The sequence below is a fragment of the Streptomyces sp. NPDC093221 genome (assembly GCF_044753885.1).
GTDB lineage: Bacteria > Actinomycetota > Actinomycetes > Streptomycetales > Streptomycetaceae > Actinacidiphila.
In genome coordinates this window covers 895047-909391 of sequence record NZ_JBIVOA010000002.1, presented here as the reverse complement: position 1 = coordinate 909391, position 14345 = coordinate 895047, and the positions used below count along the sequence as shown (strand labels likewise).

Below are 14345 nucleotides of genomic sequence, written 5' to 3'. Positions count from 1 at the left end.
CTGGGGTACGAGCAGTGCGGCGTTGGACACACTCCGGTACCCGCCTCATAGGGTGAGGACATGACGCCCAGCCGCTGGTCCGACCTGGAACGACCGCCGCTCAACGCCGCCGCGCTGCGGCGCGCCGTGGTCACCCCCGACGCGCTGTGGACCGCGCTGGACGTGGTGGACGCCACCGGCTCCACCAACAGCGACCTGGCCGCCCGCGCCGCGCGGGGCGCCCCCGAGGGGGCGGTCCTCGTGGCCGAGGAGCAGACCGCGGGCCGCGGACGGCTGGACCGCCGCTGGTCGGCGCCGCCGCGCTCCGGGCTCTTCTTCTCGGTACTGCTCCGACCGGGTGGCGCCATGGCCGCCCGTACCGCGCCCGACGGCACGCCGCTCCCGGCGCACGCCCCGGTGCCGGTGCACCGCTGGGGCTGGCTGCCGCTGCTCGCCGGGGTCGCCACCGCCACCGCCCTGTCGCGTGCCGCGGGCGTCGACACGGCACTCAAGTGGCCCAACGACCTGCTGGTCACCGTGGACGGCGAGGAACGCAAGGCGGGCGGCATCCTCGCCGAGCGCGCGGGCGACGACGGCGTCGTCATCGGCATCGGCCTCAATGTGTCGCTGCGCGCCGCCGAGCTGCCCGTCCCCACCGCCGCGTCCCTCGCCCTGGCCGGGGCCAAGGGCACCGACCGCGACCCGCTGCTGCGGGCGGTCCTGCGCTCGCTGGCCGACTGGTACGGCGCCTGGCGCGCGGAGGACGGTGACCCCGCCGCGTCCCGGCTCCAGCAGACCTACGCGGCGGGCTGCGCCACCCTGGGCCGGGAGGTCCGCGCAGAGCTGCCGGGCGACAAGGAACTGGCCGGTACCGCGGTCGGGATCGACGGCGACGGCCGCCTGGTGATCGCCACCTCGGACGGCGCCGAGCAGCCGGTCGCCGCGGGCGACGTCGTCCACCTCAGGCCCGCGCGCTGACGCGGCGGGACACCGCCGCGGAGACCGGCTCGCGCGCCGTTCCGTCGCGCGTCACGGGTGTCTCACCGGCGCCCTGGTGAGAGTGAGCCACGGCACACCTGCCGTATCGTTGAGGGGCTGCGTCGTCTCGATGATCGGAAGGGCTGTGCGCAGGGATTCCTCAAGGGCTGGGCGGTGAGCGTGGAGAACGCGGGCACCCCGCCAGACGAGCCGCACGACTCGGATCCGGGTGCCGCCCCGGAGCCGGACGGCGTCGATCCCGCCGACCCTCCGATCGCACCGGACGCCGCGAACGTACCCGACCCCGTGAACGTGCCGGATCCGGCCGATTCCGTCGACGGCACGGACGCGTCAGATCCGGCCGACCCGGCCGATCCAGTGGATCCGGTCGATCTTGAGGAGCCGGGAGAGCCGGGCGAGTCGGGGGAGCACCCACTGGCGCTGCGCCTGGAACAGCTCATCCTCGGCGCGCCCCGCCGCTACACCCCCTTCCAGGCCGCCCGCACCGCGGGCGTCTCCATGGACCTGGCCTCCCGCTTCTGGCGGGCCATGGGCTTCGCCGACATCGGCCAGGCGCGCGCGCTCACCGAGGCGGACGTCCTCGCCCTGCGGCGGCTGGCCGGCCTGGTCGAGGCGGGGCTGCTCAGCGAGTCGATGGCCATCCAGGTCGCCCGCTCCACCGGCCAGACCACGGCCCGGCTCGCCGACTGGCAGACCGACTCCTTCCTCGAAGGTCTCACCGAGCCGCCCGAGCCGGGGATGACCCGCGCGGAAGTCGCGTATCCGCTGGTCGAACTCCTCCTGCCGGAACTGGAGGAGTTCCTCATCTACGTCTGGCGCCGCCAGGTCGCCGCCGCCACCAGCCGGGTCGTGCAGTCCGACGACGAGGAGGCCGTCGACCGGCGGCTGGCCGTCGGCTTCGCCGACCTCGTCGGCTTCACCCGGCTCACCCGGCGCCTGGAGGAGGAGGAACTGGGCGAGCTGGTCGAGGCGTTCGAGACCACGGCCGCCGACCAGGTCGCCGCGTACGGCGGACGGCTGATCAAGACCCTCGGCGACGAAGTCCTCTTCGTCGCCGACGACCCCGGCACCGCCGCCGAGATCGGCATACGCCTCATCGAGACCATGACCGGCGACGACAGCATGCCCGCCCTGCGCGTCGGCATGGCCTTCGGCACCGTCACCACCCGCATGGGCGACGTCTTCGGCACCACCGTGAACCTCGCCTCCCGGCTCACCTCGATAGCGCCGCGCGACGCCGTCCTCGTCGACGGCGACTTCGCCGAGGCGCTGGGCGAGGCCGGTGACGCGCCGCTGTCCGAGGCGGACGTGGACGCCACCGAGGCGGAGAAGTACCGCTTCGCCCTCCAGCCGATGTGGCGCCGCCCCGTGCGCGGCCTCGGCGTCGTCGAGCCCTGGCTGCTCTCCCGCCGGGACTGAGGTCCGCTCCGCCCCGACCGCGCCACGGGCGCGCGCTCCGGCCTGCCCGCGCGCCGCGTCCCTGACGCCGTGTCCCGCTTCCGCCGGATCACCCGACACCCCTTCGCCTCTTTTGGCGTGCCCTCTTGCCCACCCTGTTGGTTCCTTAGTACGGTAGGGAACCACCAGAGCAACGGAGGCACGATGTCACTCCTGGAAGAGGGCGGGCCGATCTTCGCCCAGATCGCAGCCGAGCTGGCGAATCAGATCGCCGACGGGACGGTGGGCGAGGGCGAGCGCGTCGCGTCGAGCAACGAGCTCGCGGTCTTCTACCGGGTCAACCCGGCCACCGCGGCCCGCGCGCTCACCGTCCTGTCGGACGAGGATCTGGTGGAGAAGCGGCGCGGCGTCGGCATGTTCGTCGCCCAGGGCGCGCGGGACCGGCTGGTGCGGGGCAGGCGGCGGCGCTTCGCGGACCGGTACGTACGGCCGCTGGCGGTCGAGGCGGCGCGGCTCGGGATCGGGCAGGACGAACTGTTCGGCCTGCTGCGCGACGAGCTGGCCTCGGTCGCGGTGACGTCGCAGGCGGCGGGCGCCACCGCGCCGCACTCCGCGCCGTCCGCCGGAACACCGGCCGCCACGACCGCTAGCACGACCGCCCCGCCTGGTACCACGACCGCCACCACGACCACGGCGGCGACGGTCGGGGGCGACGTATGAGCCCGGTCGTCTCGCTGACCGGCGTCGGACGCGCCTTCCGCGACCACCAGGCGCTCACCGACGTCAGCTTCGAGCTGGACACGCCGTGCATCGCCGGACTGGTGGGCCGCAACGGCGCGGGGAAGACGACGCTGCTGCGCATCCTGGCGGGCCAGGAGATCGCCACCTCCGGGACCGTGCACGCCTTCGGCGCCCGGCCGTTGGAGAACGACGCGGTGCTGCGCCGGATGATCCTCGTCCGCGAGGACCAGACGTACCCCGACCTGAAGGTGCGGCACGCCGTCGCGGCGGCCTCGCTGCTCTACCCGAACTGGGACAAGGAGCTGGCGGGCACGCTGCTGGACGCGTACGAGCTGCCGCCGACCCGGCCGATCAAGAAGCTCTCGCGCGGCATGCGGACCGCCCTCGGCATCATCATCGGGCTGGCCGCCCGCGCCGAACTCACGCTGTTCGACGAGCCGTACGCGGGCCTCGACGCGGTCGCCCGCTCGCTCTTCTACGACCAGCTCCTCGCCGACTACGCCGCCCACCCCCGGTGCGTCGTGCTCTCGACCCACCTCATCGACGAGGCCGCCGAACTCCTCGACCGCGTCCTGGTCCTGGACCGCGGCCGGCTGGTCCTCGACGCGCCGACCGAGGAACTGCGCGGCACCGCCACGACCGTCACCGGCCCGGCCACCGCCGTGGACCGCTTCATCGCCGCCCGTGCGACGCTGAGCCGCCGCACGATGGGCGCGCAGACCAGGGCGGTGATGGTAGGCCGCCTGGACGACCGCGACCGCGAACTGGCCGCACACCTGCGCCTGCGCCTGGAGGAGTGCACCCTCCAGCAGCTCGCGGTCCACGCGGCCGAGCGTCACGGCGCGCCCGGCGCCGGACCCCACGACCCGTCCGGCCTCACGACTGCGAGGGCATCCTGATGCGTCCCACCCCGGTGCTCTCCGTCGTCCGGTATCTGCTGCTGGACCGCTTCACCTACCTCGTCCTGCCCTGGGAGTGGGCCGCCTTCGGCTTCGTTCTGGACGTGGTGATCCTGCGGCTCACCCCGGCGGCCCACGCCGACCACCGCTGGGTCGGCGGCCTGGCCGCGGCCTTCCTCGTGATGTTCGCCGTGGGCCTCCAGACCGTCGCCCGCGCGCTGCCGTTCGCCCTCACCCTCGGTGTCAGCAGGCGCACCTACCTGCGCGGTGTCACCGCCCTGGCCGGGGCCCTCGCCGTGACCTTCGGGCTGGTCGTCGCGGTCGGCCAGGTCCTCGAACGCGCGACCGGCGGCTGGGGCATGCGCATGGCCTACTTCCGCGTCCCGTTCCTGCTGGACGGCGCCTGGTACGTCTCGTGGCTCACCGCCGCCGTCGTCTTCTTCCTGCTGTTCGTCTACGGGATGTGGTACGGCCTGGTCTTCCGCCGAGCCGGGTTGCCCGGCACCACCGCCTTCGGCGGGGCGCAGCTCGGGGTGCTGGCCCTGGTCGCGCTGATCGCCACATGGGCGCACGGCTGGAAGGGCATAGGCCACTTCTTCGCCGGGCTCACCGCCCTGGGGGTCACCGGGGTCCTCGCGGCCGTCGTCGCCGTGCTGCTGGCCGGGGGGTTCGCGACCGTCCACCGTATGACCGTATGAATCCGACGTGAGGCGAGCGCCGTCCGGCCCGGTGCGGTGCGAGCGCCGTCCGGCCCTGTGCGACCGTGCCGTCCCCCGCGGGGAGGGGGATGGCAGGATGGGGGTTCACGGTCGTTAACCGGAGGGCGGGCGAATGGAAGCGCAGGGGACGGCGGAACGACGGTTCGGGGAGTGGGTGGCGGTCCGCCGGCACGGCGAGCGCGTCGCGGAACTGGTGCTCGACCGGCCGAAGGCGATGAACGCCGTCTCCACGCGGATGGCCGTCGCGATCGGCGACGCCTGCGCGGCGCTGGCGGCCGACCCCGGCGTCAGCGTCACGGTCCTGACGTCCACCCACGACAAGGCGTTCTGCGTCGGCGCCGACCTCAAGGAGCGCAACGCGTTCACCGACGCCGACCTCGTACGCCAGCGCCCGCACACCAGGGCCGCGTACACCGGCGTCCTGGAACTGCCGATGCCCGCCGTCGCGGCGGTGCACGGCTACGCGCTCGGCGGCGGCTTCGAGCTGGCGCTCGCCTGTGACGTGATCGTGGCCGACGAGACGGCCGTCGTCGGCCTGCCCGAGGTCTCGGTCGGCGTCATCCCGGGCGGCGGCGGTACCCAACTGCTGCCCCGCAGGGTCGGCGCCGCCCGCGCGGCGGAACTGGTCTTCACCGCCCGCCGCGTACCGGCCGCCGAGGCGCTCGCCCTCGGCCTGGTGGACCAGCTCGCGGCCGGGAACGACGCCCGCGCCGAGGCGCTGGCGCTGGCCGACCGGATCGCCGCGAATTCGCCGGTCGGCCTGCGCTCGGCCAAGCGCGCGCTGCGCCTGGGCCAGGGCCTCGACCTGCGCGCCGGGCTGGAGATCGAGGACGCCGCCTGGCGCGCCACCGCCTTCTCCGCCGACCGCGCGGAAGGCGTGGCCGCCTTCAACGACAAGCGGCCCCCGCGGTGGCCCGGCGCGTGATCGCCGCGCGCGGCCACTGTGCGTAGTCGCCGACGGGCGGGCGCAGCGCCGAACGGGCTCCGTTCGGCGCAGCCAGCGCTCCAAACCGGACAAACCTCCCTAGCCTGGACAGATGGTGGACGGGACGGCCGATCTCCGGCTTCGAGCGGTCGTCGAGCTGGCACAGGCACTGGCGACCGAACAGACGCCGCTGGCCGCGGTACGGGCCGGGGCGCGGCGGGCGCGGCTCGCGATGGACGCGTCCTTCGCGGCGATCTCGACGTGGGAGCGGGAGACCGGGCGGCTGCGGGTCCTGGTCAACGACGGGGAGCTGGCGCCCGGCGAGGAGCCGGAGCCGGACGACGAGTCGTACTCGGTGCACGACTTCCCGGAGATCGTGGAGTTCCTGCACGGTGAGTGGGCGCGCGGCGGCGAGCCGCACGCCTGGGTCGAGACCGCCGAAGGAACCGGCGCGTCGCCCGGCGGCAGCAGTTGGGGCCGGGCCGCGGCGCTGCGGCGGCGCGGACGCGGCTCCTGCGTGGTCGCGCCGATCGTGCTGCACGGCAGGGCGTGGGGCGAGCTGTACGTGGCCAGGCGCGCCGGGGTGTCCGGCTTCGACCGCGGGGACGCCGACTTCGCGACGGTGCTGGCCGCCGTCATCGCCTCCGGGATCGCCCAGACCGAACGGCTCGCCGAGGTGCAGCGGCTGGCCTTCACCGACCCGCTGACCGGGCTCGGCAACCGCCGGGCCGTGGACGTACGCCTCGACGAGGCGCTGGAACGGCACCGGGCGGACGGAGCCGTGGTCAGCCTGGTGGTGTGCGACCTCAACGGTCTGAAGAAGGTCAACGACCGGCTCGGGCACGCCGTCGGCGACCGGCTGCTGGAACGATTCGGCTCGCTGCTCTCGCTGTGCGGCGCCATGCTTCCCGGCAGCCTGGCCGCCCGCCTCGGCGGTGACGAATTCTGCGTCGTGGCCGTCGGGCAGGAGCCGGACGAGGTGGTCGCGGCGGCCGACGAGCTGTGCGGGCGGGCCGCGCAGCTCGAAGTCGGCGAGGGCGTGGCCTGCGGTGTGGCGTCCACAGGCGATCCGATCGGGCCCGTGCGCTCGGCGCGGCGGCTGTTCCGGCTGGCCGACGCGGCGCAGTACCAGGCCAAGGCGCTGCGCGCGGCGCACCCCGTCGTCGCGGGGCGCGCCGGGCCCGAGGACCCCGTCGTGCGGCTCGCCGACTCGCCGCCGGCCCGCGAGGGCGAGCGCCGCCGCATCCGCGGCAACCGTCCTTAGGGGGTGTCCGCGACGTCCCGTCCGGCCGGGACCCGCGGGGGCGGGGCCGGAGAGTGCTGGTCGCAGGGGGGAGTGACAGGGCGGCTTTCAGTGCTTAGGGTGCGTGAATATGAATATGCATAACGTGGTCATCGGTGCGCACGGCGCCCCCGCCGACGACGTACTCGCCGTGGCGCGCGACGGCGCGCGGGTGGAGCTGGCGCCGGAAGCGCTGGCGGGGATCGCCAGGGCGCGTGAGGTGATCGAGGCGCTGGCGGCGAAGCCCGAGCCGGTCTACGGGGTGTCGACGGGCTTCGGGGCCCTGGCGGTACGGCACATCAGCCCGGAGCTGCGGGCCCAGTTGCAGCGCAGCCTCGTACGGTCGCACGCGGCGGGGATGGGCCCGGCGGTGGAGCGCGAGGTGGTCCGCGGGCTGATGTTCCTGCGGCTGAAGACGCTGGCGTCCGGCCGTACCGGGGTGCGCCCGGTGGTCGCGGAGACGATGGCGGCGCTGCTGAACGCCGGGATCACGCCCGTCGTCCACGAATACGGCTCGCTCGGCTGCTCGGGCGACCTCGCCCCGCTGGCGCACTGCGCGCAGGTGCTGATGGGCGAGGGCGAGGCGGAGGGCCCGGACGGTACGGTGCGCCCCGCCGCGGAACTCCTCGCGGAGCACGGCATCGAGCCGGTCGTCCTGCGGGAGAAGGAGGGCCTGGCCCTCATCAACGGCACCGACGGCATGCTCGGCATGCTGGTGATGGCCTGCGCCGACCTGGCCCGGCTCTTCACCGCGGCCGACATCACCGCCGCGCTGACCCTGGAGGCCCTGCTCGGCACCGAGAAGGTCCTCGCCCCCGAGCTGCACGCGATCCGCCCGCACCCCGGCCAGGCGGCCAGCGCCGAGAACATGCGCCGGGTGCTGGAGGGTTCCGGGCTCACCGGCCACCACCAGGACGACGCGCCGCGCGTGCAGGACGCATATTCCATCCGCTGCGCCCCGCAGGTCGCGGGCGCGGGCCGCGACACCCTCGCGCACGCCCGCCTGGTCGCCGAGCGCGAACTGGCCGCCGCCGTCGACAACCCGGTGGTCCTTGAGGACGGCCGGGTCGAGTCCAACGGCAACTTCCACGGCGCGCCGGTCGCGTACGTCCTGGACTTCCTCGCCATCGCCGCCGCCGACCTCGGCTCCATCGCGGAGCGCCGCACCGACCGGCTGCTGGACAAGAACCGCTCGCACGGCCTGCCGCCGTTCCTGGCCGACGACCCCGGCCTCGACTCCGGTCTGATGATCGCCCAGTACACGCAGGCCGCGCTGGTCAGCGACATGAAGCGGCTCGCGGTGCCCGCGTCGGTGGACTCGATCCCGTCCTCCGCGATGCAGGAGGACCACGTCTCCATGGGCTGGTCGGCGGCGCGCAAGCTCCGTACGGCCGTCGACAACCTCACCCGGATCATCGCCGTCGAGATGTACGCGGCCACCCGCGCGCTGGAGATCAGGACCACGACGGGCGAGCAGCGCCCGGCGCCCGCTTCGGCCGCGGTCCTGGCGGCGGTACGCGCCGCGGGCGTGCTGGGCGCGGGCCCCGACCGCTTCCTGTCACCGGACCTGGAGGCGGCCTACCGCTTCGTACGGGCCGGAGAGCTGGCGCGCGCGGCGGAGTCGGTCACCGGCCCGCTCGCGTGAATCCGTGAGCGGAACGGCGACCGTGTGAGCGACGCCGTCAGAAGCTCTGGCGGGTGCGGCGGCCGGCGTTGACGATCAGCCCCGCGCCCGCCACCAGGAACGCGGCACCGCCGATGAGATACGGCTTGGTGTCGATGCTGCCGGTGTCGGCGAGGCCGATCTGCTCCGCGGCGGAGCGCGTGGTGGCCGTACTGGCCGTACTGGCCGTACTGGCCGTGCTTGTCGTACGGGTGTGGGCCGCGGTCTTCGTGTGCGCGGAGGTCGCGGCGTCGTCGGGACTCGCGCTCGCGGACGGGACGAAGAACAGCGCCGCGAGCGCGGCGGCCGCTGCTGCGGCGACATAGGGACGGGGCGAGGTCAACGGATCCCCCAGCTGGTGCGGCGAATTGACCGTAGGGGCAGATGGTAGTGACTTGGTGTGGCTCGTGGGAAGCCGCGGCGAAGGCGCTTACGCTCCGTGGCATGAGCGCTACTGAGATTCCCCGCGGCGAGAGCGGTCCGCGGTACGTACGACTCCAGGTGGAACTCGTCCTGGAGGTCTCCGGGCCCGACGAGCTGCGCGGCGCGGCCCTGGACCACATCGGCGCCGACGAGTTCATGCCGCCGCAGGAACGCCTGCACGCACGCGACGCCGTCGGCAAGGACGAGTCGGAGGCGCTGGCGTACCTCGTCGACCCGGCCGACCTGCTCTCGGCCGTGCCGGGCGTCGACCTCGTCCAGGCGTCGTGGTCGTGCGCGCACACCGAGTACGACCCGGACTCCGACGAGTGGGACCTCGACGAGGAGGACGCGGACGGGGACGCCGAGGACTAGGGCCTGTCCGGGGGTCCGGCGGCGCCGGAAGCGGAGCCGGACGCTCCGCGCCGACCGGCCCGGAGGCGGCGCCCGGACAACCCCTCCCACCTGCGCGAACGCGCCGCCTCCCGTCGCGTGCGGCCGGAACCGGCCCGCGTGCGTTACCCCACAATTCCGGCACTCGGGGCACGGTTACCGGTGTCGGCCTGTTTTCATGGCATGTGGACGAAGCTCGTCATTCACCCGCGAGCGACCCCAGCCCATTGGAGACACGCGTGACGCCGCCCGACAACGCACATGCCCCCGCCAAGCGCTCGCCCTTCACCCGCCGCCGCGCACTCGCGGCCGCCGCGGTGCTGATCGGCGGTGCCGTCACGCTGACGGCGTGCGGCGGCGGAGGCGGCGGTGGCGACAAGGCCGCGGGCGGCGACAAACCGACCAGCTCCGCCAGCTCGTCCCCGTCTGCCGGGCAGTCCCCGTCGGCCGCCGCCCAGTCCAAGGAGGACGCCGCGGCGGCGAAGCAGGCGTCCGACGCGAAGATCACCATCACGCCCAAGGACGGCAGCACCGGCGCGAGCATCCACAACGACGCCAAGGTCACGGTGGCGGGCGGCACCCTGACCTCGGTCACCATGACGTCCAAGGCCACCGGCAACAAGATCGCGGGCACCATATCCGCCGACCGCACGAGCTGGACCCCGGACGTCGCGCTGGCCCGCGGCACGCAGTACGCGATATCGGCCGCCGCCACCGACTCCCAGGGCCGTACGGCCGCGGCGAACGGCACCTTCTCGACCGTCTCCGCCGCCAGCAGCTTCATCGGCTACTTCACGCCGGAGGACGGCTCCACCGTCGGCGTCGGCATGCCGGTCTCGATCAACTTCGACAAGGCGATCACCAACCGCGCCGCCGTCGAGGCCGCGGTCTCGGTGACCTCCAGCAGCGGCCAGCGGGTCGAGGGCCACTGGTTCAGCTCCACCCGGCTCGACTTCCGCCCCCAGCAGTACTGGCAGGCGGGCTCGCACGTCTCCCTCAAGCTCAAGCTCGACGGCGTCAAGGGCGGCGCGGGTATCTACGGCGTCCAGGACAAGACGGTGAACTTCACCGTCGGCCGCTCCCAGGTCTCCACCGTCGACGCCGCGACCCACCAGATGACCGTCGTCCGCGACGGCAAGGTCCTCAAGACCATCCCGATCTCGGCGGGCGCCCCGGACCACAGCACGTACAACGGCCAGATGGTCATCTCCGAGAAGTACCAGACCACGCGGATGAACGGCGCGACGGTCGGCTTCACCGAGGACGACGGGAAGGGCGAGTACGACATCCCCGACGTCCCGCACGCCATGCGGCTCAGCAACTCCGGGACCTTCATCCACGGCAACTACTGGGGCAGCAAGTCGATCTTCGGCGCCACCAACACCAGCCACGGCTGCGTGGGCCTGAGCGACACCAAGGGCGGCAAGGACCCCAACACCCCGGCCGCCTGGTTCTACAACAACTCCATGGTCGGTGACGTCGTCATCGTCAAGGACTCCGCCGACAAGACGATCCAGCCGGACAACGGGCTCAACGGCTGGAACCTGTCCTGGGCGGCGTGGACGGCTCCGCAGGCGTAAGGCTTTCACGCCTCCTGCTGGAGGGCCCAGCTCGCCGGGTCCTCCAGCACCGTGCGGACGGAGCTGTACGCCGCGCCCCGCAGCACCCCGTCGCGGCCCAGCCTGGACGTCACCACGTCCTCAGGGCGCCACTGCCGGTCGGTGACGCGGGCCGCCAGCTCCCGCCGGACGCCCGGCAGCAGCCACGGCGCCAGTTCGGCCAGCGGGCCGCCGACCACCACCGCCTGCGGGTCCAGCAGGTTCACCGCGCCGCTCAGCGCGATGCCGAGCGCCGCGCCCGCCTCCTCCAGCGCCTTCAGCGCCGCCGGGTCGCCGTCGGCCGCCGCCGCCCGCAGTGCCGGGCCGCCGCCCGCGCCCACCCCCGCCGCCCGCAGCAGCGCCTCCTCGCCCGCGTACGTCTCCAGGCAGCCGTGCGCGCCGCACGAGCACAAGGGGCCGTCCGGGTGCACCGGTACGTGGCCCAGCTCGCCCGCGAAGCCGCGGGCGCCGCGGAACAGGCGGCCCTCCACGACGAGGGCGGCGCCGATGCCGATCTCCGCGGAGACGTGCACGAAGTCCGCGAGCCTCTCGTGGCCGCCGAGCCACAATTCGGCGAGCGCGCCGAGATTCGCCTCGTTCTCCACGACCGTGCCCTCGCCGAGGGGGGCCGCGACGGCCACGTCCTCCCAGCCCAGGTTCGGGGCGCGCAGGACCGTGCCGCGGTCCTTTCCGACCAGGCCGGGGACCGCCACTGTCGTGGCGACCGGGCGCAGGCCGCTCCCGGCCGCCTCCCTGGTCACCTTCGCCGTCAACTCGGCCAGTTCCGCCAGTACTTCGGCGGCCGGGCGGCCGCGGTTCGCCGCCTTCGCCTCGGCGTGGCAGCGGACGGTGCCGCGCAGGTCCACCACGCAGGCGGCCAGGTGGTCGACGCCGACCTCGGCGCCGAGGCCGGCGGGGCCGCGCTCGCTCAGGGCCAGGGCGGTGCCGGGGCGGCCGACGGTGCCGGGGCGCTGCGCGCCGCGCTCTTCCACCAGGCCGGCCGCCAGTAGTTCGTCCACCAGCGTCGAGACGGTCGCCCTCGTCAGGCCGACCTCTGCCGCGACGGCGGCGCGCGTGACGTTCTCGCCTGCGGCGAGGGCACGCATGACCAGTGCCATGTTGCGGCGCCTCAGGCCCGCTTGCGCGCCCATTCCCTTACCCACGCCGTCCTCCATCCCATCCCCCCAAGTATGTGCGGCTGCGCCGCGGCGGTGTTCTCTGCCCGCCCGCCCACCCGTGCGGGTGTTTTCTTCGTCTGCGGGTGCCGCTTGTGCCTGGTCGGTGCCGGTCCGGGGTACCTCCTCGAAATGCGGCTACCTGGCCTTGCTCATCCGGCACCCTTCTTGTCACCGCATTTCTGCGGGGGCACCCCGGCCCGTCCCCTCCCGGTACGTCGGCGTCCGCCCGTCCGGTGGGGGTTGCCGGGGGAGGGGGTTCTTTCGGCGGGCCGCCTTGCGCCGGTGCCCCCTCCCGATGAGTCGGAATGCTCGGGCCCTTCCTCCAACAGCCCAACGAAGCCCCTGCCAACCCCCCCCAGCACCCGCACCCCCCGCCCACCCGACTGGACGTCAGGTGGCGCAGGGGCCGGGCTCCCCCCCACCCCCTTGCGCCCACCCCGCCGGAGGGTTGGGCGTCGCAGGGCCCGCACCCCCTCCCACCCCCTCCCCCCCAGCCACAGCGGACAGGCGGACGCCGACGGACCGGAGGGGTCGGTGCGGGGTGCCCCCGCAGGGGGACGAACGGGCAAGGGCTGGACGTCATGGAAGTGGCCGCAGGTTCGTCGCCCGAGGAGGTGCCCCGGGCCGGGACCGACCGGGCACAAGCGGCACCCGCAGACGAAGAAAGCACTCGCACGGGTGGGCGGGTGGGAAAGAAACGGGCGCCGCCCCCAGAAAGGCGGCGGGGTCAGCGGCCGGCCGCCAGCGGGAGCGCGGAGGAGAGGCGGGCGAGCGCAGCGTCATCGCGGGGAAGGGGCGGGTGGAGAGCCCCTGCCGCGGTACCCCAGCGGAGCGCGACGGCGGAGGGAGACTCCTTGGTGAGGAGAGCCGCGGCCTGCGCGGCGGCGCCCAGCGCGACCAGCTCCGCGGCACGCGGCACCTGAACGGCCCGCCCCGAAAGGCGGCGGACGGTGTCGAGCCAGGCCGCGCCCCGGGCGCCGCCGCCGATGAGGAGAAGGGGCTGGTCGGAGGGGGCGGAGTCCACGGCGAGCACCTGGTCGAGGGCGGAGAGAAGCGCGTAGACGGCCCCGTCGTAGGCGGCCTGGAGCACCTGTCCGGCGGACGTGTCGTGGCGCAGGCCGGTCAGCAGCCCCGAGGCGTACGGCAGGTTGGGAGTGCGCTCACCGTCGAGGAAGGGGAGGAAGGCGACGGAGCCGCCGGGCTCCACCTCCTCCCGGTCGAGCCGCAGGAGCGCGGCCACCTTGTCGACGGCCAGCGTGCAGTTGAGGGTGCAGGCCAGCGGCAGCCAGCCCCCGTCGGCGGCGGCGAACCCCGCCACGGTCCCGGACGCGTCGGTGGGCCGCCGCCGCGAAACGGCGTAGACCGTACCGGAGGTACCGAGGCTGAGGACGGCGCGTCCGGGTTCGAGGCCGAGGCCCAGCGCGGCGGCGGCGTTGTCGCCGGTGCCGGAGGCGACAAGGGTGCCGGGCCGCAGGGGCAGACCGGCGGAGACGGCGCCCGCCTCCTCGCCGGGCCCGAGGACGGTCGGGAGCAGCGCGGGGTCGAGCCCGATCTCGGCGAGCAGCCCGTCGTCGTAGGTCTCGGTGCCCGAGGCCCACCAGCCGGTGCCGGAGACGTCGCCGCGGTCGGTGACGGCGGCGCCGCCGAGCCGCTCGGTGAGGAAGTCGTGGGGGAGGCGTACGGCCGCGGCGGCTGCCGCGACCTCGGGCTCGTGCTCGGTGAGCCATGCCCATTTGGCGGCGGTGAAGCTGGCCGCGGGGACGGAGCCGAAGCGCTCGGCCCACCACTGCGCGCCGTGCCGTTCGACGAGCGCGGCGGCCTGCGGCGCGGACCGTACGTCGTTCCAGAGCAGCGCGGGCCGCAGCGGGCGTCCGGCGGCGTCGAGGACGACCAGCCCGTGCTGCTGCCCGCCGACCGATATCGCCTCGGCGCGTGCCGCGTACTCCCCGGTCTGCCCGATCGCGTCGCGCAGCGCCGTCCACCACACCTCGGGGTCGGTCTCGCGTCCGGCCCCCGAGCTGACCGTGTGCGGCGCCTGCCCGGCGGCCAGGACGGCGCCGCTGTCCACGTCGACGGCCAGCACTTTCGTGGACTGCGTGGAGCTGTCCACCCCGAGTACGACCCGTCCCGTCCCTGCTTTCGACCCCATGC

At 74.3% G+C, this 14345-nt stretch carries 13 protein-coding genes; 10 read left to right on the top strand and 3 right to left on the bottom strand.

The features are described 5' to 3' along the window. Positions 1–60 precede the first annotated feature (60 nt). The 8 genes from ACIQCJ_RS09965 (at position 61) to hutH (ending at position 8587) form a co-directional block, all read left to right on the top strand. Entirely contained in the window at positions 61–957 is an 897-nt protein-coding gene (locus ACIQCJ_RS09965; protein ID WP_402711126.1) for a biotin--[acetyl-CoA-carboxylase] ligase, read from the top strand. Positions 958–1335: 378 nt separating this feature from the next. Further along, the gene (locus ACIQCJ_RS09960) at positions 1336–2397 is read left to right on the top strand and encodes an adenylate/guanylate cyclase domain-containing protein (RefSeq protein ID WP_355349935.1); all 1062 of its coding nucleotides are present in this window, start codon (positions 1336–1338) and stop codon (positions 2395–2397) included. A 183-nt stretch (positions 2398–2580) separates the two neighbouring features. After that, positions 2581–3096 (top strand): GntR family transcriptional regulator, encoded by a 516-nt coding sequence (locus ACIQCJ_RS09955; RefSeq protein WP_402711125.1) that lies wholly within the window; start codon positions 2581–2583, stop codon positions 3094–3096. Continuing rightward, positions 3093–4016, top strand: a complete 924-nt coding sequence (locus ACIQCJ_RS09950; RefSeq protein WP_355349868.1) for an ABC transporter ATP-binding protein — start codon at positions 3093–3095, stop codon at positions 4014–4016. Before ACIQCJ_RS09955 ends, ACIQCJ_RS09950 begins: the two co-directional genes overlap by 4 nt. Next, complete coding sequence (locus ACIQCJ_RS09945; RefSeq protein ID WP_402711124.1) at positions 4016–4714, top strand: hypothetical protein; 699 nt, start codon at positions 4016–4018, stop codon at positions 4712–4714. Before ACIQCJ_RS09950 ends, ACIQCJ_RS09945 begins: the two co-directional genes overlap by 1 nt. Positions 4715–4847: 133 nt before the next feature. Continuing rightward, complete coding sequence (locus ACIQCJ_RS09940; protein ID WP_391049069.1) at positions 4848–5660, top strand: enoyl-CoA hydratase-related protein; 813 nt, start codon at positions 4848–4850, stop codon at positions 5658–5660. Positions 5661–5772: 112 nt separating this feature from the next. Beyond that, entirely contained in the window at positions 5773–6924 is a 1152-nt protein-coding gene (locus ACIQCJ_RS09935) for a sensor domain-containing diguanylate cyclase (RefSeq protein WP_355349877.1), read from the top strand. A gap of 109 nt (positions 6925–7033) precedes the next feature. Beyond that, complete coding sequence (hutH, locus tag ACIQCJ_RS09930; RefSeq protein ID WP_355349880.1) at positions 7034–8587, top strand: histidine ammonia-lyase; 1554 nt, start codon at positions 7034–7036, stop codon at positions 8585–8587. Positions 8588–8624: 37 nt separating this feature from the next. Here hutH and ACIQCJ_RS09925 read toward each other — a convergent pair whose 3' ends face one another. Next, positions 8625–8948: a hypothetical protein gene (locus tag ACIQCJ_RS09925; RefSeq protein WP_391161725.1), complete on the bottom strand. Its 324-nt coding sequence runs from the start codon at positions 8946–8948 to the stop codon at positions 8625–8627. Positions 8949–9049: 101 nt separating this feature from the next. Between ACIQCJ_RS09925 and ACIQCJ_RS09920 the strand changes: the two genes are divergently transcribed. Next, complete coding sequence (locus tag ACIQCJ_RS09920) at positions 9050–9400, top strand: hypothetical protein (RefSeq protein WP_391049076.1); 351 nt, start codon at positions 9050–9052, stop codon at positions 9398–9400. Positions 9401–9657: 257 nt separating this feature from the next. Further along, complete coding sequence (locus tag ACIQCJ_RS09915) at positions 9658–10998, top strand: Ig-like domain-containing protein (RefSeq protein ID WP_401312824.1); 1341 nt, start codon at positions 9658–9660, stop codon at positions 10996–10998. Between the two features lie 5 nt (positions 10999–11003). Here the strand turns inward: ACIQCJ_RS09915 and ACIQCJ_RS09910 are convergent, their stop codons facing one another. Both ACIQCJ_RS09910 and xylB read right to left on the bottom strand, forming a co-directional pair. Continuing rightward, positions 11004–12134, bottom strand: coding sequence for an ROK family transcriptional regulator (locus tag ACIQCJ_RS09910; protein WP_355349892.1), 1131 nt, complete (start codon positions 12132–12134; stop codon positions 11004–11006). A 787-nt stretch (positions 12135–12921) separates the two neighbouring features. After that, positions 12922–14343, bottom strand: a complete 1422-nt coding sequence (gene xylB / locus ACIQCJ_RS09905) for a xylulokinase (RefSeq protein ID WP_402711123.1) — start codon at positions 14341–14343, stop codon at positions 12922–12924. Positions 14344–14345 lie beyond the last annotated feature (2 nt).